The 23,749-nt window shown below is 70.5% G+C and carries 1 protein-coding gene (running past one end of the window); it reads left to right on the plus strand.

Annotated elements, in window-relative coordinates:
* On the plus strand, positions 1 to 23,726 hold the 3' portion of the coding sequence (locus AC3ERS_RS05355; RefSeq protein WP_431964074.1) for a hypothetical protein. Its footprint begins 21,292 nt before the window's first position; only the last 23,726 of its 45,018 coding nucleotides appear in the window; the start codon falls outside the window, past its left edge; it ends in the stop codon at positions 23,724 to 23,726.
* The last annotated feature ends 23 nt before the right edge of the window (positions 23,727 to 23,749 follow it).

Genomic DNA, 23,749 nt, shown 5'->3' on the forward strand with positions numbered 1-23,749 from the left:
ACCACGCCCATGTGCTCGCCTCGGCGCTGCGCGCGTTCCCGAATATCGCCGAGGTCGTCAACGACGGTCAGGTGGACGTGGTGTTCCGGGCAGCGGAGATCGCGCCCGACGGCACCATTCGGGTCGATGACAGCGAGCCCGTGCGGGTGCGGCACGCCGCTGAGCTGGTGGACGGTCGCAGGCTGGACATGACCTTCCTGCTCGACGAGGACGGACAGTGGCGCCCGGTCGTCGAGGTGGCGCCGACGACCGAAGGAGAGGGCCCGCGGCCGAAGCCCGAACTGGAAGGGCTGTCTCGCACTGAAATCGAGGCCGCGCGTAAGGAACTCGCGCATCGTCTGGGCGTCCCGGAGTCCGATCTCGACAACCCGCAGGTGCTGTCCGACCGGATGGAACAGATCCGCGCGGAGAACAAGATCAGGGCCAGCCAGATCGAAGCGCTCATCGACTACGGCCGCACCGCATGGGATATCGATGACTTCCACACCATCGGCGACGCCCGCGCGCAGCTGGCCGACCGGCTGAAGCTCGAGCCCGGCCAGTTGACACCCGAGCGGCTTGCCCAGGCTTTCGTGCTGGACAAGATCGGCTCGGCCCGCAGGCATCAGGCCGTCGAGGACCTCGTCGCCTACGCGACGCTCATGCGTGGCATCGATTCCGATGTGGTCGACGCAGCGCGGGATCGGCTCGCCGAACGGCTCGGGGTGGGCAGGCGGCGCGGCCGTTTCCCCCGGGATCTCTTCCCGCGCAACTACCGCAACGACGAGAAGAAGTACCGCCCCGACCGGACCGGCACCGATCCGAAGCGGCTGAACAAGGCGATCGCCAAGCTCGCGCGCAGACCGGCCGAGCGCGAGAACCTCATCGATGCGCTCACCGAGTACTACCGCACTGTCAATCGGCTCGACCCGTTCGATCCGGTGTCGCGCGGCGCGGACGCGGTGGACCCCCGCCTGGCCGATGTCGAATTCCCGGTACACGACAAGGCCGTCGCGCACCTGCTCGACGTGGTCGGCGATCTCGCGTCGCTGGCCGAGGCACTGCGCGGCGCCCGGGTGCTCGACGGATTCGGCATGCTCGGCGCGAACAACTCCGCGCCCGATCCGCGGCCGACGCCGAACCCGGATTTCACCAGGACCGTCGGTGTCGATCTGCCCGAACCGATTCAGCCGTCCGATACCGATGCGGAAAAAGCGGCCAAGGCCAAGCGTTTCGAGAAGGTCTACGAGATCTATCGCGACGGGAAGATCGACCAGAAGGAACGGCTCACCCCGCGGCAACTGGCGAAGGTGCAGGCCGAACTGCGCGCCGAGGTACACGGGCGGGCCGCCGATCTCGACATGCTGGCCGCGCTCAACGATCGGGCCGCGGAACTGGATCGGCAGGCGCGTCGACCGCTGGAGATCGCGCGACTGCTCGGCGAGCGTGGCGCCGCGCTCGGCCAACTCGACGCGGCCCGTGCCGAGATCGAGGCGGCCACGGCTCGCTACCGCGCCACCGAACCGCAGGAGCGCGCCGCCGCGCTCGACGATCTGGCCGCGGCCGCGCGCAGGCAGCAGGCCGCCGACGCCGAGCTGGCGCGGGTGGACGCGGCGCTGGCCGCGACCCGTCCCACCGAACCGCCCGCCGCGCTGCCTTCCGCTGCCGACGATACGGTCGCGCACGGGGATGGGGGCTCGGGCGCACCCACGCGGCCGGAACCCGCCGCCGACGGTGGCGGCGGCCGGGTACCCCCGCAGGGGCCGCCCCCGACGCCGACCCCCGATCCCGATGAACCCTCGCGCAGGACCGATGTCGAGATCGCCCGCCGGGTGACCCAGCGGCTCGCGGCGGAGAATGCCGCCGCCGTCCGGGAATTGAATGCGGCGGACGCGGCAAGGGACGCCGCGATGGCGGGCCTGCCGGTCACCCGCGACGAGCTGGGCCCGGCCCCGGGTCAGGTGGCGAACACCATCGACCGGTTGACGAGGGCGCATCCCGAGCAGGCCGTACGCCTCGAGGAACTGCGCGGAGCCGCGCTGCGCTACCTCGCCGCCGAGTCCGAGGTGGAGGTGCTCGACGAGGCGCTGGCCCGCGCCATGCAGCGCGAAGCGCTGGCCGAGGAGGGCGCGGGTCGCATCGACGACACCGTCGGTGTCGTGGCCGGTGAGCCGCCGCGCATCGTCGTGGTGGGCTGGCATACGCCCGGGAACGTGCGCGCCCAGCTCGAGGCCGAGTACCCGCTGCTGCGCCCGCTGCTCGCGCGGCCGGGAGTGGTGGTCACCCACATCGAGATCGCCACCCTCGACGACGGTCGAATTACGCACCGGCGCACTGACTTCGGCCCGGACCGGCCGACCGGCGCCGCACCGGAGGAGCGCGGAACGGGCGGCCGGTCGCCGCGTCAGCGGGCCGAGGAGCGATACCAGCGGGCGCTGCGCGATGCTCACCGTCAGCTCGGGCAGCCGCGGCAGGAGGATCCGCGGACCACCGTGTGGCCAGGTGGTGAGCAGTCGTCGTCGGGTCCTGTTGCCGAAGCGGATGATTCGAGGGTCGATCTCGGTCGGCGGGAGGATCCACGGACCAGGGTGTGGCCGGGTGGTCCGCAGTCGGAGCCGGGGTCTGCGTCGAATCCTGTTGCCGAGAAGGATGATCCGACGGTCGATATGAGTCGATCGGGGGTTGCTGAGCAGTCCGGTGGTGAGTCGGCGGAATCACAGCCCCCGGCGGAAACCTACGAACCGAAGCATGCTGCTCCGCAGCAAGGAGTTTCGCAGCCCGAAACGGCCGAACCGAAGCACCGCGGCCGCCCGGCGGACGAGTCCGACGCCGGACCCGACGCGTACCAGCCGAAGCACCGTGGTCTTCCTGCGGACGAGTCGCAGGAGCAGGCGCAGCCTTACGAGCCGAAGCATCGTGCGCCGCAGTCCGATGTCGCGGAATCCGAGAGTGCGCAGTCTCGGACGCTGGATCCGAGTGATGGTGCGGGGCGGCATCGTGGTCAGCCTGCTGACGAGTCGGAGTCGCAGGCGCAGGATTATGAGCCGAGGCATGGTGCGTCGCAGCCCGGCGTAGCGGAATCCGAAGGTGCACAGCCTCGGACGCTGGAATCGAGTGATGGTGCGGGGCGGCATCGTGGTCAGCCTGCGGATGAGTCGGGTGAGCAGCCCGCCTACGAGGCGAAGCACCGCAGGGATTCCGCAGACGAGGAGGCCGACGGGGAGCAGGCGCACCGTGGCGCACCGGCCCCCGAATCACAGCAGCCCGGCGAGCAGTCGAAGGTAGAAGGGCCGGGTGAGCAGCCGCAGCCCGCGCAACCAGGCGAGCAGGCGCAGGCCGGGCAGCCCGAGGCCGCTCCGTTGCCGCCGGAGGTCCAGGAGGCTCTGGATCGGCTGCGTGCGGAGCGCGCCGAGGCTGTGACGCTGCGCGCGGAACGGGACGACATCCGGCGGACGTGTGCGGAGGCCCTCGACGCATCGGACGCGTCGTCCGTCGACGCCATGGCGCGGGCCGCGCGAGAGTTCGACGAGGCGAATGCGGCGGTGGCCGAGCTCGACGCGGAGATCGCCGAGCTCGAACTGTCGAACACACCGGAGGGCGTGTACCGGCAGCTGATGCGCGAACGCGCCGTGCTGGCCAGGGAACGCGAATTCTGGCGCGCCAAGCGCGATGACAGGTATTCGCGGTTCAGTGATCTTCCGCTGCCGTTCGGCGATGCCGCGCAGGCGCTGAACCAGTCCAATCTGGCGCGCACCCTGGAACACCTGGAAGCGAGTGTCGGCGGAACCAGGAACATCGCCGGCACCGGCGAAGAGGCCGGGTATGTGGCGCGCGAGCAGCTCGATCCCGGCGAGATCGCGCGTCGTCGCGAGCAGATTTTCAAGCTGCACGATGCCGCGTTGCGGTACAACCGCGTGCAGGCGGCGCTGGCGGAAGTGGATCGCCGGATCGCCGCGCTCGGCCGGGTCGGCATCGGGGAGCCGCAACCGCTGTCGCGGCAGGTGCGCGCCGAAGTCGACCGCCTGGCCGGGGAGCGCGCCCGCGAGGTGCTGGAGTCCAAGCCGTGGCGGCAGATGCGCGCCGATATCGCCGCACGCTTGCGGGTGAACGAGGACGATCTCGGCCCGAATGCCGTCGCACAGCAGAAGTCGCCCGAGGAGGCGCTGGACGAGGCGCTGGCGGAGGTGGCCGGTCGGACCATCAGGGTGGACCTGATGGACGAGCGCGACCGCAACCTCGACTTGCTGCGCGAGGCCGCGACGCGCGTGAACGAGGCCGACAATCGCATCGCCCGCATTCAGGGCAGGATCGCCGAATTGGCGGGAGCGGGGCGCGATTTCCTCGCCGCGGAGGGCGCGCGTCAGGTCACCGACCGGGTCGGGTTCGTCGATGGCGACCCGCAGCGGATCATCGTGATGGCACCGCGCGGCACGCTCGCCGCGCCACGTGCCGACCATGACGCCGCCCTGCTCGAGGCCACCCATCGCGATTCGCGGGTGGCGCGCGCGATGCTGTCGCGGGAGACGACGATCGAGTACCGCGAACTGGTGGCCGAACTCGATCAGCCGGTGACGACCAGGCGGCTGCGTTCGCCCTCGCGGGAATTCATGACGCTCGGCCCCGACGACGCTCCGATCCTGCGCCGGGTGCGCTGGCAGTCCGGTGAGCCGGATTCGACGACCTGGCACGAGGTCAACCCGGAGCGCCCGGAGTGGACGACCAACCGCAAGGGCCCGACCACGCCGAAGGAGTTCAAGGAGCGGGATCTGCCCGAGGGCGTGAGCGGTTGGGCGACCAATCCGTTCCAGGCGTCGGTGGTGGATCCGTTCGTGGACAACGGACCCGGCGTCAACAAGGGCCTGCTGCCCACCATCCCGGGCGGCGATCCGATCTACCCGGGCCAGACCTACGAGCTGCCCTTCGCCGACGTCTTCTACCACTTCATGCGGTTGAGCTTGGAACCGGCGAAGCTGTTCGGTTTCACCTGGTACAACGACTCCGAGCACCCGGGGCGGATCTCGCCCGGCTTCAAGGGACACCCCTGGTTCCGGAAGAAGAGCGCCGACGTCCAGCCGATGGCGCGCGAGCCCGAGCGCGCCGAGCGTGCGCATGCACCCGGAGAGCTGGCGGGCTACGACAGGAGACAGGCCGACGAGCAGCGCGCGTGGCAGCGGGTGCAGAACTGGGCCACCGAGCAGTATCGGCTGTTCCGTTCTTCCGATGGCGACATCGACCGCATCACCGCCAATCTTGCCGCCCGCCCCGAGTTCGAGGGCGCTGCGCGCGAGGTGCGTGCGGCGGAGACCGTGGATCGGATCGCGAGCGTCGTCGAGGACTACATGTCGGCGCGCAGCGAGGTGACGACGCGCAACCCCGACGACCCTGGCCCGGACCTCAGCGCCATCGTCGCGGACCTGACCGGAACACTGCGCAGTGAACAGCCCGGTGACGCGGCCAGATTGGTCGACGACATCCGTGAGGCGCTGCTCGGTCTCGAGCCGGACCGGGCCGCGATCGCCGCCGAGGTCGCGGTGCGCTTGGACAACTCCGTCCCGGCGTTCAGCCGCGAGCAGATCGCGCAGATCAAGCACCACTACATGGCGGCCGAGTACCGGCGGGCGCTGCCCATCGACGGGTCGCCCGCGCGCATGCGCCTGGACGCCGTCGCCGACGTGGCCGAGGCCTGGCTCCGGTTGATCGGCGACGAGGCGACGGCCGAAGACGTGCTCATGCTGCAGGACGCCTTGGCGGAGTCGAACTTCCTGCGCACCAACGACTATGCGTCCTGGCGCGACGCCAACCAGTACGCCGTCCGCATCGGCTTCGACTGGGATTCGGTGCGGCCGCCGTTGACCGCCTGGCGCAAGGGCATCAGGTACGCGCCCGCCCCGCTGCCCAAAGACGCTCCGCTGCCGCCGCGGCCGGATACCGATGACGACGGTCCCGCTCCGTTGCCGCCGGGCCCCGGACCCGATTCCGGGCCGAACCGTCCACCGCTGCCATCCCACAACCCCGGCCAGCTGCCGCCGGGACCGTCACCGGACGATGTCGCGACGGTGGAGCTTCCGAGTCCGGTTGGTGCGGATGATCCGGACGGCGACCCTTCGGACAACGGTGTGCCGCCGGACGACGGTGACACGAAACAGGGTCCGGCCGGTGCCATCGGTGACGACCCGACCATCGATCTCCGCCGCGGCGCCGAGAACGTCGAGCGCGACGCACACGGGCGACCAGTGGATCCGCAGGGTGAACCGCCCGTGCAGCAGGACGAACCCACACGGCCGATCCGCCGTGACGAGCAGCGGGACGAGGCGGTCGACCCCGAACGGGACGACAGCGCCGAAACCTCCGGGGACCGCTACGAGATCGACAACCCGCAGTTCGGTGCACGCCTGCGGTACGGCTTCGAGAACTGGGACGCGGTGGTCGACGCGCTCGCCCCGCACGAGCGCGCGGTGCTGGAACGCATCGCTTCGTTGAGCGCCGACGGCAGCCGATTCCGCGCCGCGATCGACGCCGCCTTGCGCGGTGACGCGGAACTCACGCCCGAACTGGCCGCGGCCGTGGACATTCTCGACGACGTCCTCACCCGCCTCCGCCTTCCCGACACCGCGGTGATGACCTACGTCCGGCCCGAGAATCCGCTGGACATGACCGGCGACGTGGTTGGTTCGCTGCACCGGATCGCGGAGTTCCCGCAGGTTGCGCTCGGCGAGACACAGCCGGTCGACGGCGGCCGCTTCCACCTCGAGCTGACCGTTCCCGCGGGCACGCCCGCCCTGTTCATGAACCGTTTCCTGCCGTCCGGCATGCCGGTGCCGGTCGTGATGCTCGGCCGCGGCCTGAACTGGCGTGTCGACTCGGTGCACAGCCTCGGCAACGACGGTCACTGGTTGATCCGTGCCACCGTGGTCCCCGACGCGGGCTCGCCCGTCGAGACCGGAGGCCACCGTGCGCCGGGAGATGCGCCGACGACCGGCAAGGAATCTTCCGAAGCTGCCGTACCCCAGTCCAATTCGGTGACCGAACGTACCGGGCTACCCCGCTCCGAATCGCTGGACTCCGACCGCGCCGTACCGTCGGCCGCCGAGCCGGGTCCGGTTCGAATCGATGACGAATGGTCGCGTATCGATGACCGCGATCGGATCGCGGCGGTGCTGCGTGCACGTCACGGGCTCGGGATCGAGGGCTTCGACCTGGACGGACTCGATATCGAGACCGCCAGGGAGGCGGCACGGGCGCTGGACGAGATGCTGTCGAAGTATCCCGAGATCGACCTGAGGAACTTCGCTTTCGGCCCGTTGCGCGGTCCGAGGTCCGACCCGAAAATTGTCGGGGAGACGGTTCCTGGCATCGGCAGGGACTTCTCGCCGGAAGCCAGACGGCGCGGGTTCTACCTCAACTCGGAGTGGATCACGATCAACCAGCGCTATGCGACGGATGCGTCGGAGCTGGCGCGATTCGCCGAAAAAGTACTGCGCAATGGTGAATGGCCCGTCGGGGCCGACCGCGTCGTGTACTCGGCGATTGTCCACGAGCTCGGCCATGCGCTGGACAACGCCGGTGAGCGGCGCGCCCAGCACCGCGCGATGGACGCGCTGCGCCAGCACTACGCGGCCACTCGACCGCAGCCCGACGCCGACGGATTCCGTAGCTGGCTCCACCAACTCAGCGGCTACAGCTTCGACGAGGACGGCCGCTTCGATCCCGCGGAAGCGCTCGGCGACGCCTTCCTCGACGTGGAACGCAACGGCGTACGCGCCAGCGAGCCCGCGCGCGTGCTGCATCGGATCCTGGTCGAGGAGGCGCGAGCTCGCATCGGTATGCCGCCGCAATATCTCGACCCCGCGCCGCACGTCGACCTGAATTCGGTCACCTTCGATCCCGACTTCGTCGCCGCGGCACGCGATCAGCTGGCGGGTCCCTCGCCAGCGGACGGACCGGCCGAGGCGACCCCACGACCGGAATCCGGCGAGCGGCCGCAGCCCAAGAAGCCGATGCGACAGCGGATCAGAGAACGGTTCGGCAGAGGAAGGGCCGAGGACGGCGATGCCGTGGCGGTGCCGGAGTCCGCCGCCGATGGGGGTGGGAAGAAGCCGCCGCAGGAGCCGCCGGTGCCGATGCCGGATCCCGATGAGCCGACCGGTGATGGCGCGGAAGGCGCTGCGCCGCAGCCTGATCAGAATGCCGATAATGCATCGGGTCCGGACGAGGACGGTGATGGCGCGGGCAGGTCGGCGCGGCCGGAGCCGACGCCGGATTCCGATTCCTCGGGTGCCGCCCGCCGGGTGCCCACCGAGCCATCCGCTCCGCCCGTCCAGCAGGGCACGCGGGACGGTGCGGCGGAAACTTCGAGAATTATTGGGGAGCAGTCGAGTTCGGCGCAGGCTGAACAAGCAGGGCAGCCGAGCTCCGAGAGTGGTGTGCCGGAATCGTCGGGCGCGCCGGTGCCTGCGGCGGAACCGACTGGAGACCCGCGCCCGGCGGGCGACGGGTCGAGGTCGCCGGAACAGGAGACGCAGCAGCCCGATCCCGCGCAGAACAGCGGCGCTCGGTCTGAGGGCGGCAGGCCGGATCGGTCCGCTGACGGTCCGCGCGCGATCGTCATCGAGTGGGATGGCCAGCAGATCCCACTCCGCTTGGTTGCCGAGGGCCGGGACGGTTGGCGACCGGAACATCCGCAGCCGCAAGCGGATCCGGACGAGTCCGGCAACCTGCCCGCAGAGCCGGAGACCCAGGAACCGCCCGCGACCGCCCAGCCAGGGGCGAAGTGGCCGCTCGTGAGTAACTCGGCCGTGGTCCAAGGTCACGCCGTCATTCCGAAGCATCCTTCGCTGTCGTCCCAGGACACCGCGGGCCAAGCGCTGCTCGGGCACTTCGCGGGGCTGCCGCTGACCAGTCACGGTGCGCACGGCGAACAGCTCGGGATGAAGTTCAACCCGATGCGTTTGGGTCTGGTCTTCGAAGAACTGCGGCGCAACCGCGAACTGTTGCCTTTCCTTCGGCGTTTGACCAGCCGTACCCCGGACCAGACCGGTGACGTGCCGCCCGTGCGCAGGCGCACCGGCGAGGACTATCTGCCCTCGATCGACGAGGCGCTGCCTTCCCTGCTGCATCGGGAATTCGGGCGCGAATTCGCCGAGGAGATTGCGCGCCAGCAACGCGAGCGCGAACAGCAGCGGGCGGATCGGCGGGCTGAGAACGCCTCGGCCACCGCGCGCTCCGAACCGTTCCCCGATGGCGTGCCGCCGGGCGTCGACGGCGTATTCGGCGATCTCTTCGGTGACCTGATCGACGCCGCCCGCCGCCGGAGCGCAGCGTTCGACTGGCTGGCCGACACGGCCGATCGGCTCGAGGTCGACCTGAACGAGGAAACCTCCGAAGCCGTTCAGGACGCGCTGCGGGTGCTGCGGTACCAGCAGGCCAGGCGCATCGGCGCGTTCGTCGGCCTCTCCATCGCCGAGGCGAACTACCAGGTCGAGAACCAGCGCATCCGATTCGGTCGCGAAGTCAGCTTCTTCGACACCGATCCGATGACCCGCCTGTTGATCGAGGTCATGGAGGCCAACGGCGGGGACCCCAGCTGGCTGCGCGTGGTTCGCATCGCCAACGGTGACGCGTTCCCGCTGTGGGGTGAGCTCTACGACGCCGACGAGCCGGGTCGCAACGAGGGCATCGCTCGCTACTTCGCGGACGCGCTGAACCGCGATCAGATCCGCGACGAACGGGCGGTCTGGGCTCAGCTGCTCGACGTCGACATCGTCGACCTCGGTGCGCTTCCTCGGCTCACGATGATCGACGCGGCGAACCGGATTCGCGCCTACGGCACCGATGTCGCCGACTTCCAGTCCCGCGTGCGCCACTTCCTGCGCGCCGACGCCGAGGTCCAGGAACTGACCGGGCTGATGTCGGATCTGGCTCTGCGCTCGTCGATCATCGACGACCTTGGTTTCCTCCTCCCGGACATCGATGGTGTCGCGCTGCTGCCGGGCGACCCCGGCGGTCCGCCGCGGATGGTCGTCATCGACGGCCACGGTGACCACGAGGCCGTGCTCGGCCGGGCGCTGCGGGACTACGCGGATCTCGCCGAGGCGGTCAATGCCGGCTTGGTCGAGCCGGTCTTCCGGACGGCCACACTGGAACCCGATGGCACCTTCCATCTCACCGACGCCGATCCCGGACGGATCGTGCACCTCCGTCAGGAGATCGACGGCCGCCTGCTCGACCTGACCTTGATCGACGACGGCCAGGGCGGGTGGCGTCCGGTGCTGCCGGAACCCGCCGATTCCGGCGCGACGTCGCAGCAGCGCCCCGCACCGAGCCGCAGCGAGATCGTTACCGCCCGTGACGATCTCGCCGCCGCGCTCGACATCCCGGAATCCGAGCGCGGTTCCGCGGCGGAGCTCGCCGAACGGCTGCGCGTGCTGGCACTGGACAATGCGGTGCGCGCGAGCCAGATCGAGGCGGTCATCGACTACGCCCGCACGGCCTGGGACATCGACGACTTCAACAACCACACCGACGCGCGTTGGCAGCTGGCGACCCGGATCGATATCGATCCCGCCGCGATGACACCGGAGGCGATGGCGCGGGCGCTGACCGATCCGGATCTGGGCTCCGCGCGCAGGTATCAGGCCGTGCAGGACCTGATCGCGTACTGGAAGGTGGCCAGGGCCGACGACAAAGCGGTGGCCGAGGCCGCACGGGATCAGTTGGCCGAGCGTCTTGGGGTCGGCAGGCGCAGGGGCAGGTTCCCCAAGGATCTGTTCTCCCGCAATCGCAAGAACGACGAGCTCGAGTACCGGCCGGACCCGTCCAGTCTGGACGCGAAACGGCTGAATCGCGCGATTCGGCACTTGATGCGCCGACCCTCCGAACGGGAGAACCTCGTCGACGCGCTCACCGAGTTCTACCGGACCATCAACGGTTCGGATCGGTACGATCCGGTCACCCGCGGCGCCGACGCGGTCGACCCCCGCGTCGGCGATACCGAATTCCCCGTGCACGAGCGTGCGGTCCAGCACCTGCTCGACGTCGTCGACGATGTCGACACGCTCATCGATGTGCTGGACCGGGTCGGCGACTTCGGGCCGGATGAGGTCTCCGCGAGCGGGCATGCCGCACCGAGCCGCGACTGGGCGCTGACCGTCGGTGTCGACCTGACCGATGCCGACGCCAAGCGCTGGGCGGAGGTGTACGAGGTCTTCCGCGACGGCAGGATCGACCAAGAGGAACGGCTCACACCTGCCGAGCTCGCCGAGGTGCAGGCCGCGTTGCGCGCGGAAGTCGTTGCCCGCGCGCGTGGTATCGCCGAGCTGACCGCGATGAACAACCAGCTGCTCGAACTGGCCGAAGCCGAACAGCGACCCGCACTGATCGACCGGTTGACCGCGCAGCGCGCCGCCGCGGCGCAGGAACTGGACGCGGCCGAGGCCGCGCACGACGCGATCGACAGCGGCCACCCGGGCCGGGAGACGACCGCGACCAGGTTCCGGGACGCTCGAGCCGAGCTGGCGCGCATCGATGACGAGCTGATGCGAACCAGTGCCGCGTACCGCGAGCTGAGCGCGGAGGCCGAGGCGTCAGGGCGACCGCTGCGCCGGGCCGAGGTGATCGAGCGATTGGAAGCCGATCACGCGGCCGCGGTCCTGGAGCTGGACGCGGCGCGTGCCGAGCGCGCCGAGGCGAATCGACCCCACCGGTTCGGCGAGGCGGACCTCACCGACAACCTGGACGAGACCCTGCACGAGCGGCGGGACAGGACAAGACCGGTCGGTGCGGCCACGGAGCGCTGGGAAGCTCAGCTGAACGAGCTGGAGTCGGCGGCACGCAGATACCTCGCGGCGCGTGACGAACTGGCGCGCCTCACCGCACAACTGACGGCGGCACGCAACACCGCCTTCGGTGACGAGGGCACGCGCGCCCCGCGTCCTGCGCGTCGCGACGAGCTCGCCGACCTGACGGCCCGACGGGCCGCCGCTCTGGTCCGGGTCAGCGCCGCCCGTGCGGTGCTGGACGTCGTCAACGGCAGGCGCGGGCAGAGCGAAGCGGAACCGACCGCGGGCGTGGACGCCGAGGTGACCGGGGTGCGCACCCCGAACGCGGAGACCCAATCGCCTGCCCAGCTGGGCGAATGGCAGGCCGCGGCGCACCGGTACGACGCGGCGCGTGCCGAGCTGGCGCGCATCGAGCAGCAGCTCGAGGCCGCGCGGCGCGGTCGACCGGCGATGTCGCAGGCCGAGCGGTCGCGTCGCGTGGTGGAGCGGATCGATGCCCAGCGAGAGACCGCGCTGCGGGAGCGGGACGACGCGCGGTCGCGGCGGGCCGAGGCCATGCGCGGGCTGCCGGTCGACGAGACAGAACTGACCGATGACGCGGCCATCGACGCCATGGTCGAACGGCTGGAGGGCCGGACCCTGCCGGTCACGGAACTCGCCGAGCAGTCGGCGCGGACCCGTGCGCTGCGGGACGCGGCCGTGCGCTACAACGCGGCCGAGCAGCGGTTGACCGCGGTGGATCGGGCGCTCGCGAGGGCGATCCAGCGGCAGGTGCTTGCCGAGGCGGGCGCACGCCGGATCGACGACCGAGTCGGTATCGTGCCGTCCGATCCGGTGGTGATCGTGGTCGTCGGCAGGGACGTGCCGACCGATGTGCGCGCCCGGCTTGCCGCCGACCACCCCCACCTGTGGTTGGCTCTCGGGCGGCCGGACGTCGTCGTCCGCCACCTACGGATCGAAGAATGGGCCGACGGCCGAATCATCTGGCATCGCACAGATTTCGGAGCGAACGGGCCGGTCGCGGTCGGTTCGAGCCCGTTGCGACCGGCGGACGTGGGTGCGCAGCAGGCTCCAGATGGCCGCGCCGGACAGCGCGATGCTGGTGGCGCGCAGCGGGATCCGGGTGGCGCGGACGGGCAGCCCAGCGAGAGCGGCGCACCACGACAGCCGGGCGAGCGCGACGCCGCGGTGAACCGAGCACGCGCGGATCTCGAGCGAGCGCGTGCCCAGCGAGATGTGCTTGCCGACGCGCATTTCGACGCTGTCATGAGCTTCAGGGCCGAGATCGGGCAGCTGCGTATCGCCTCGGCCGAGCTGACCATCCAGGCGTTGCCCGCAACGCTGCGCCGACTGCTCGACGAGGGCGTGCCCCGAGAACACGTCGATCGGCTCCGCGCGGCAGCGCACAACGTCGAGCAGCGGCGCGCCGATCTGGTTGCGGCGCAGACGGCATTCGTCGCGGCGCAGCGCCGACTGGGATTCGCGCGGGCCGGATTGCACGAGGTCCGATACGACTCCACCGCCGAGCCACAGCGAGCACCCGGCGCGGCCGATGCTGTCGACCCGCGCACGGTGCACTGGCCCGGTGGAGTCGCTGCGGAGTCTGGGGCGGAGACAGACCAGGGCGTCGACGGGCGAGCTTCGGAAGATGCCGCGTCCTCGGCAGCTGAGCCGGTCGATCCGCGTACGGTGCATTGGCCCGGGGGTGCGGTGGAGACCGAGTCCGGCGTCGGCGAGTCATCGCCGGAAGGTGTTGCGGCGCAGGTTGTTCGTCCTGCGGATCCATGGACGGTGCATTGGCCGGGTGGTCGCACGGTTGAGTCCGAGGAGGGTGCGGGCAAGGCTTCGCCGGAGGGTGCGGGGTCGTCGGAGGTCGCGCTGGTCGATCCGCGGACTGTGCATTGGCCCGGCGGTGCTGCCGCGTCCGAAGCGGGTGAGGAAGGGCGACACCCGCGTCCCGAGAAGGGAGACGACTCCGGTGCGGCGGGCGCGCCGGCGCGGCCGGGTCCGCAGCCCGGCACCGACCCCGCGGGAGCCGCGCGCACGGCGCCAACGGATTCGGGGCGGCCGGAGGCCGGTGCCGAGCGCGCGTCGAACAGCGAAGGGCCCGCCCAGGCGACGTCCGAATCCCACCGCGCCAGGGTCGCACCCGGCGAGGGCGATCCGGTTCCCGGCGACGCGCGTGAGCCGCAAGCCGCCGGGGGTGGCGGCGGGACGACGCCGCCGGGCCAGCAGCCGCCCGCAGCGGCCGAACCGCCGGATCCGCACGATCCCGGAGCGTCGCGGTCGAAACCTGCGACCGGCGAAACCCGCCCGCACACCATCGAGGTCGACGGTGAGCAGGTTCCGGTGCATCTGGTCGACGACGGCTCGGGCGGCTGGCGGGTCGAACCACCCGTCGTCCGTCCGGAGGCACCCGCGCCCGAAGCGGCTCCGTTGCCCACCTCGGAACCGCCCGCCACGCCTGAGCGCCGCCCCAACCTGGTGCGCCGCATGTGGACTCAGCTGCGCAGCGGGTTCGCCGGGCACACCCCGAAATACCCGTCCGGGTCCGGTGTGGACAGCGCCGGACAGTCGGTGGTCGCGCACGAAGCGAACGTGCCGCTGATCAAGCACACGCCGGAAGGCGATGTGCTGCAGACGAAATTCAACCCCGTGCGCATCCTCAAAGAGGGTGCGACGATGTGGCAGAACCGGGAACTCATCCCGTTCCTGAACAAGCTGACCAGCCGTATCCCGGACCATGCGGGCGACCCGCCGCCTGCCCGCTCCCGCAACGGCGAGGAATACCGCCCGTGGCTGGACGAGGCGGACTCGAGACAGGTCCGCCAGGAAACCGGCGAAGATGTCGAGGAGCTGCGCAGGCAGGCCGACGCCGAACAGCCGAAGCAAGAGCAGGCGCCCGCCCCGGAACGGGTGCGGTACGAGCCGAACCCGAATGCCACCGGCCGGTTCGCCGACCTGTCCCGCGACCTAGCCGACGCCGCCAACCTGCGCGAGGACTTGGCCGCCGACCTGATCGCCGCCGTCCGTGACCTGGGCGCCGACCTGGGGCCAGAAGTGACGCCGGAATCGGTCCGGCAGGCCTTCGAGGTACTGCGCTACCACCAGGCCCGTCGCATCGGTGCGCTGGCCGGGCTCGCCGAGGCCGCCGCCCGCTACGACGCCGAGAACCGCCGCATCCCCTACAGCACCGAAGTCAGCTTCTTCGACTCCGATCCGATGACCCGGTTCCTGCGGGAGGTCATCCACGCCAACGACCGTCCCACCACCCTGCTCGATTGGGAGGGCGTCAACAACGGTGGTGAGCCCGGCAGGGACTGGGGCGATCTCAACTACACCGATCAGCCCGGAACCGACGAGGGCAACCCGACCTACTTCGAGAACGCGCTGCGGCGCGACCAGATTCGCGACGAACGCGCCGTCTGGGCGCAGCTGCTCGGCACCGATCTCGGGCAGCTGGACGTGCATCCCCGGCGCGCGCTCGCCGCGGCGATCGATCACATCCGCGCGCAGGCCCGCGGTCTCGCGGATATCGAGCAGCAGATGCGGAACTATCTGCGGGTGGACGGCGAGGTAGCCGACTTCACCCGTCAGCTAGCCGATTTGGGGCTGCGCGCGTCGGTCGAATCCGACGGTGGGTTCCTGCTGACCGGTGTGGACGGCATCGGGATCCTGCCCGGGGAGGCCGGGCAGCAGCCCAGGCTGCTGGTGTTCGACGGAGATCTGGACCACGAACGGGTGCTGGCCGATGCCCTGCGGAAGCATCCCGAACTCGCACAGGCGGTCAACGACGGACTGGTCGATGTCGTGTTCCGGATCGCGCATGCCGAGCCGGACGGGTCCATGCGCCTGCTGGACAGTGAACCCGTCGCGGTGCGGCACATTCGGCAGGAGGTCGACGGGCGCGTCCTGGACGCCACCATGGTGCGCGACGATGACGGTACGTGGCGTCCGGTCTACGACAACGCGCCAGCGGAAACCGATCAGCGGCCGCCACTACTCCCAGAAGGGTTGTCCCGCAGCGAAGTCGAGATGGCCCGGCACGAACTGGCGCACCGCCTCGGCATACCGGAAGGGGAGCTCGACAACCCCGAGGCGCTCAGGCAACGCATCGAGCAGCTGCGTGCCGAGAACGCGCTCCGCGCGGCCCAGATCGAAGCGATTATCGATTACGGCCGCACCGCTTGGGATATCGACGATTTCCACGCGCTCAGCGATGCGCGCTCTCAGCTGGCGCACCGCCTCGGGTTGGCAACCGATCAGCTGACGCCCGAGCAGGTCGCCCGGGCGCTGGTCGGGGGCGATCTGGGTAAGGCGCGCCGTCTGCAGGCCGTCGAGGATCTGGTCGACTACGCGAAACTATTGCGCGGCACCGATTCCGGTGTGGTGGACGGCGCCCGGGATCGGCTCGCCGAGCGACTCGGTGTCGGGCGTCGTCGGGGCCGGTTCCCGAGGGACCTGTTCCCGCGCAGCTACAAGAACTCCGAAATGAAGTATCTGCCGGACACGTCCGGCACCGACCCGAAGCGGTTGAACAAGGCGATCGCCAAGCTCGCCCGCAAAGAGAGCGAGCGCGAGAATCTGATCGACGCGCTCGCCGAATACTTCCGGACCATCAACGGGCTGGACCGTTTCGACCCGGTCCGCTACGGCGAGGACGCGGTCGATCCGCGCGTCACCGACGGTGAATTCCCGGTGCACGACAAGGCGATCGCGCACCTGCTCGAGGTCGTCGGCGATCTCGACATCCTCACCGATGCGCTCGAAGGCGCCGACATCCTCGACCGCTTCGGCATTCTCGGCGCGCACACCGGACCCGCACCCGAACCCCGCGCCAACCCCGACTTCACCCGGACGGTCGGCGTCGAACTGCCCGAACCGGTGCGGCCCGGCGATACCCCGGAAGAGGTGGCCGCGAAAGCCGCACGGTGGGCGAAGGTCTACGAGGTCTATCGCGACGGCAAGATCGATCAGAAGGAACGCCTCACTCCCGATCAGCTGGCCGCCGTTCAGGCAGACTTGCGCAACGAAATCGAACGCCGCGCAGACGCTCTCGAGCTGTTGGAGGCTCTGACCCGCCGCGCCGACGAACTCGAGGCCGAAGCGCAGCGCCCCGCCCGCATCGCCCAGCTCCTGGCCGAACGCGACGCCGCGACCGCCGAACGCGACGCCGCCCGTGCCGCCCTCGACGCCGCCACCGCCAACTTCCGCCACAACCCCGGCGAAGCCGCGGCATCGGAACTCGGCGCGGCAGCCAAGCGGTACACCGACGCCGAAGCCGACGTCAGCCGGGTGGACGCCGAGCTGGCCGCGACCCAGCCGGCAACTCCGCCGAATGTGCCACCGGTGGGAGGGATGCCGCCGCAAGGTCGATCGGGTATGCCGCCGGTCGACCCACGTGTGGCGTGGGCGCAGCCGGTTGCCGGTGAGGGTGGTGTTGTTTCGGAGGCGCCGGTTGATCCGCGTGTGGCGTGGTCGCAGCCAGCGGGGCCGGACGATCCGACGTTGCCGTTGGGTGTGCGGACCGAAGGCGCGGATTCGGATTCTGGTGTGACACAGCCGCAACCGGGCGCGGGAGACGGTGGCGGCGGTCGGAAGCCGCCTGTCGGGCCGCCGGTGGCCACGCCGGAGCCGGACGGGTCGGGGGATCGTCCCGATGCCGATCTGGCGCGGCGGGTGACGAACCGGCTTGCTGCCGAGAACGCCGCAGCGGTAGAGGAATTGGATGCCACGCGGGCGGCCCGTGCCGAGGCGATGGACGGGTTGCCGGTGCGCGAAGGCGATCTGGCCGAGAACGCGCTGCCGGACACCATCGCCCGGCTGACCCGCGAATTGCCGGACCAGACAACGCGTATCGAGACTCTGCGCGAAGCGGCTACCCGGTTCAACCGGGCCGAATCCGTGCTGGAGGTGCTCGACGGAGCGGTCGCGCAGGCGATGGAGCGCGAAGCGCTGGCCGAGGAAGGTGCGAACCGGATCGACAATACGGTCGGCATCGTTGCGGGCGAGCCGCCCCGGATCGTGGTCGTCGGCTGGAATTCGCCGGGTGACGTGCGCGCTCAGCTCGCCGCCGACTACCCGAGTCTGCGTCCGCTGCTGGCCCGACCGGATGTCGTCGTCCGGCACATCGAGATCACCTACGGTGACGACGGACGAATCATCCACGTGCCGAGCGACTTCGGGCCGGATGGGCCCCTGCCTGGTCCGGTCGAGCCGGGACCTCCTCCGGGAGATTCGCCCGGGTCGCCCGAGCGGGAACGTCGTTCGGGGGAGGAGCCTCAGCCGCCCACCCAGAATCCGCAGGTCGCAGCCGATTTCGAGGCCATGCGTCAGCGCGCCGAGGCGCGCCTGCAAGAGGCGCTCGACGCGATCGCGCGCCGGGCGCAGGCAGCGCGCCAGTCGCAGGACAGCGAATTCGAGCAGCGCAGCCGGCAGCTCGATGAGGCGCTGGCCGAGAACGAGCGCCGTCAGACGGAGCTGGATGGGGCGCAGGAGGAGCCGCGGGTTCAAGATCCGCAGGCTGCGGCGGAGTTCGAGGCACTGGACGGTCGGCCGGAGGTGGCGCCGCTGGTTGGGGCGGACGAGCTGACTCCGGAGGCGCGGGCCCAGCTGGAGCGGTTGCGGGGTGCGCGCGCCGAGGCGCTGGCGCGGCGGGAGGAGTCGCGGGATATCCGGCGGGTGCTGGCCGAACTGCTGGCCGAGGCGGATCCCGGAGGTCCCGAGGCGGCGGCGCTGGCGCGGGCGACCGAGCGGCTCGAGGCGGCGGAAGTCGAGGTGGCGCGGCTCGATGCGGAGATCGCTGAGCAGGAGCTCGCTGGTACGCCTGAGGCTGTCCTCCAGGAGTTGATGCGCAGGCGTGCGCAGTTGGCGGCCGAACGGGCATTCTGGCGGGCCAAGCGGGATGATCGGTTCTCCCGGTTCGTGGATATCCCACTGCCGGTCCGGAACCCGAACGAGGCGCTGAACCAGGCGAATCTGGCGAGTACGCTGCAACACTTGGAGAACGGGATCGTCCGCACCCGCGATGTCGCCGGTACCGGTGAGGAAAGCGCCACGCGGGCACAGGAATTGGTCGGCCCCGATGAGATCGCCCGCCGTCGCGAGCAGATCTTCAACTTGCAGGACGCGGCGCAGCGCTTCAACGAGGCGGATTCCGAACTGGCCGAACTGGATCGGCAGATCGCCGCACTCGGTCGGGTCGGCGTCGCGGAGCCCGAACTTTCGCAACAGGTTCAGGCCGAGCTCGATCGCCTCGCCCGCGAACGCGCGCAAGCCGTGCTCGCGTGCAAGCCGTGGCGGTTGATGCGGACCGACCTCGCGCGCCGGCTCCGAGTCGACGAAAGCCGACTGGGTCCAGAGGGTTTGGGCGCCACCCTGGACGAGGTGGCGAACCGGACCATCCGCGCCGACCAGGCCGACGAGCACGTCCGCAATATCGCCCTGCTGCGGGAGGCCGCCACCCGCGTCAGCCAGGGCGAACAGCTCGTGCACCGAATCCAAGGCCAGATGGCCGAACTGGCGGGTGCGGGCCGCGACATCCTCGACGCGCTGGGTGTGCGCCCGATCGATCCCGGCGAAGGACATCCGCGCGTCGGACTCATCGAAGGCGAGCAGCCGCGCATCATCGTGGTCGCGCCGATCGGGCCGAACGTCCATCCGCGCGTCGATCACGATGCCGCGCTCGCCGCCGCGATCCGCTCGGATCCCGCTGTGGCCCAGGCGATGACGCGCCACGAAGCCCGCATCGAGTTCTGCTGGATCGTCGCCGAGCACGATGCACCGGTGCGGATCGCGCGGATGCCGGGGCCGAACCGCGAGTTCACCACGCTCCCGGCGATGGACGGTCGCCCGCCGCTGCACATGGTGCGCTGGCAGGACGGCGAAGGCAACTGGCATTCGCTGGATCCGCGCAGCGGCGAAGCCGGCACCGGCGGCCCGACCGTACCGAAAACCTATGAGGAACGCCTGCTGCCCGAAGGCGTCAGTGGGTGGGGTATGGCGCCGGTCGAAGCGGCGATCGTCGACCCGTTCGTCGGCAACGGCCCGGGTGTCAACCAAGCGTTCCTGCCGGCCATCCCCGGTGGCTCACCGATCGACAACGGCATGCCCACCTACGAGTTGCCGTTCGCCGACCTGGCCTACAACATTCTGCGGCTCACCCTGGAACCGGCGAAACTGTTCGGCTTCACCTGGTTCAGCGATAAAGAGCATCCTGGCCGGATCAAACCGGGCTTCAAGGGGCACCCGTGGTTCCGGGCGCCGAAACGCGACGTGCAGCCGATGGCGCGGGAATACCAGCTGCCCGAACGTGCCCCGGACAACGGTGAACTGGGCGAACCGTTCAAGCAGCGCCAGCGGCAGGAACAAGAAGCCTGGCAGCGGGTGCAGGACTGGGCCAACGCCGAATACCGGCGGTATCTCGGTGACGACAGCGATATCGACACCGTCGCCAACAACCTCGACGACCATCCGGCCGCCCAAGGCGCGGCGCGTGCGGTGCGGGCCGCCGTGCTCGTCGACGTGATCGCGAATGTCATCGACGACTACACCGCCGGACTCGTCGAGGTAACGCACCGCAGCCCCGACGATCCGGGCCCCGACCTGAGCCGCGCCGTCGAGGCGATCACCGGGCATCTGGATCACGAAAGGCCCGGTGACGCAGCACGATTGGTCGACGACATCCGTGATGCCCTGATGGGCCTCCGTCCCGATCGCGCGGCAATCGCGCGTGCGGTCGCCGAACGGCTCGACCACGCCGTTCCGGCGTTCTCCCACGAGGAGATCGCCCAGATCAAGAACCATCTGATGCGCGATCAGCATCTGCGCATCGATCCGCGCGACGGCGTGCCGCGCCGTCTCCCGCTGGACCCGGTCGCCGATGTCGCCGAAGCCTGGAACCGGCTCATCGCGGGTGGCGACAACATCCTGCCCGCCGATATCCTCCTGCTCCAGGACGCTCTGGCCGAATCCAACTACCTGCGCGCCCACCCGTACGGCGCCGCCTGGCGCGACGCCAATCAGTACGCCATCCGCATCGGCTTCGACTGGGACGCCGCTCGACCACCCCTCACCGACTGGCGCAAGGGCATCAAATACGCCCCCGCCGCCCTCGGGCCCGACAACCTCCTCCCGCCACGCCCCGAAATCGACCCCGACGACCCCAACCCCCTCCCACCCGGCCCCCGCCCCCAACTCCCACCCAACCCCGAGGGCCCGGTCAACCACACCCCGGAACCCTCGGAAAACGGACCCGCCCGACCGATTCCGAGTCCAGATGACCCGACCGTAGAGCTGCCATCGCCGGATACCGTCGATACTCAGCCCATTCCGCACCCGAATGGTCCGACCGTCGAACTGCCGTCGGCGGATGAAGTGGATACCCTGCCGATTCCGCACCCGGACGACCCGACGGTTGAGCTGTTGTCGGCGGATGGGGCCAATTCGGAAGTTGGCGAGGGTCAGTCGCGGCCAGACAGTGGTGCCGATTCGGAGGTCGGCGAAGGTCGGTCGCGGTCTGAGGGTTCGGCGCGGCTGGATGCTGAGGGCGGACAGCCGCGGCCTGAGGGTGGGGCGCAGGCTGAAGGTGGGGAGGGGCAGTCGCGGCCCGAGAGTGAGGCGCAGGCCGAAGGTGGCAAGCGGTCGCATGTCGGCGAGGGGCAGCCACAGCCTGAGGGAGGGGCTGACTCGGGGGTTGGCGAGAACCGGTCGCGGTTGCAGGGTTCGGTGCGGCTGGATGCCGAGGGCGGACAGTCGCGGCCTGAGGGTGGGGCGCAGGCTGAAGGTGGCAAGCGGTCGCAAGTCGGCAAGGGGCAGCCACAGCCTGAGGGTCGGGCTGACTCGGAGGTCGGCGAAGGCGAGTCCCGGCCGGAGAGTTTGGCGCGGCCGGAGGTCGGCGAGGGGCGGCCTCAGCCTGAGGGTGGGTCCGATTCGGAGGTCGGCGAGAGCCGGTCGCGGTCGGAGGGTTCGGCTCGGCTGGGTGCCGAGGGCGGACAGTCGTGGCCCGACGGTGGTGTGCAGAGCGAAGGTGGCGAGCGGCCGGAGGTCGGCGAGGGGCGGCCTCAGTCTGAGGGTGGGTCCGATTCGGAGGTCGGCGAAGGCGAGTCTCGGCCGGAGAGTTCGGCGCGGCCGGAGGTCGGCGAGAGCCGGTCGCGGTCGGAGGGTTCGGCTCGGCCGGATCGCGAGGGCGGACAGTCGCGGCTCGAGGGTGGGGTGCAGGCCGAAGGTGGCGAGCGGTCGGAGAGCGGCGAAGGTGGGCGTCGGACCGAGGGGGAGCAGCGTTCGGAGGGAGGCGAGCGGCGTTCGCGGCCCGACGGTGGTGCGCGAGCCGGTCTCGCGGCCGGAAGTGGCGCGGAGGACGATCGCGACCCTCGGATGCCACCACCGGTCCCGCCGAACCCGCCCGTGCCTCCTTTGCCGCAGCCGCCGCAGCCTCCGCAACGGCCGGTGCCGCCGGTGTCGCAGCCGCCGGTGCTTCCGCAACGGCCGGTGCCGCCGGTGTCGCAGCCGCCGGTGCTTCCGCAACGGCCGGTGCCTCCGCTCCCGGAGATCCCTCAGCTGCCGCAACCTCCGCTCCCGGAGGTCCCGTCGCCGCCTGTGCCTCCGGTACCACCCGTGCCACCGGAGCGACCGGTCCCGCCGCTTCCACCATTGCCGGAGCCTCCGTCGCAGCCGTTCCCACCTGAGCCGCCGGTACCGCCGGTCTCGCCGTGGCCCGCTTCGCCGTGGCCGGAACCCCCGACGCCTTCGGTTCCGCCTGCGCCGCCGCAGTTTCCGGTCCCGTCTGCGCCGGAATCTCCGTCGCCGCAGCCGTTCCCGCCTGGGCAGCCGGTTCCATCGTGGCCTGCGCCGTCGTTGCCGGAACCGTCGGTGTCTTCGGTTCCGCCTGCGCCGCCGCAGTTCCCGGCTCCGTCTGCGCCGGAATCTCCGTCGCCGCAGCCGTTCGCCCCTGGGCAACAGGTGCCGCCGGCGACGCTGCCGCAGTGGCAGGCGCCTCCGATCCCGGAGGTTCCGGAAGTTCCACTGCCGCCGGCTCCGCAGCCGCAGGCTCCGCTACCGGAACTCCCGGAGCGCCCGGAATTGCCGCTACCGCCGGGGCAGCCGGGGTCGGGCAACGGATTCGGGTCTCCCGGTGGCTCGCCGCAGCCGCTGGAGTCTGGTCTCGACTTGCCGTCTCCGCAAGGTGACGGGACTCGTAACGGACAAGGCGGCAATGGATTCGGGGTTCCGGGTTCACCCGGGGCCGGATACTACGACGCGCCCGCACCGGTACGGCCGGATTCGCCCGCGCCGCAGTACGACTCGCCGTCGAACGGCGCCTACGGCGGCGAATCCGCAGGGCAGACCGGCGATCAGCGGGCGCCGTGGCCGTCGAACGGTCATGCTCAGCCGAATGGCGTGAACGGTCACTCCGGTAACGGCTTCCCGGCCTCGAATGGTTCGCAGGCAGGTGCGATGGGAGCGCCCGGGATGCCGGGTACGGCGGCCCCGAGTGCGCCTGCGCGTCCTTCCCGGGCGGTGCCGCGTGCCTCGGTGTTCGGCAACGGGCGCGGTCCCGGCGGTGAGAGCGCGCAACCGCGGGGGAACACGATCGTCGTCCGGTCGCACACCGGGTTCGGTGAGTTCTCCGAACTGGATTTGGGTACCGGTGATCTGCGCGCCATGAACACGGGCCTCGGTCCTGTGGGTGGCGTCTACGGCACCGTCGGTGAGACACGGTTGGTGTTCTACCGTGACCGCGGAAGGCTTCTACTGCGCGTCGCCGGGCGGACGATCGACCTCGAGGCCGAGCACGTCACCGTCGGATGGGATCGAATCAACGAGCGCACAACCCGTTTCGCGCTGTCGATCGCCGGCTCCGTGCTGTGCGATGTGCGTTACCCTGCTGTGGCGCCCGATCTCGATCTCGGCATGCTGATCCGCGACGTGCTGTCCGACCCGGCTCGCCGCGAACGCATCTTCTCCGCGTGATCACCGGCCCGTCGGCCGGTTCC

The sequence above is a fragment of the Nocardia sp. bgisy134 genome (genome assembly GCF_057708325.1).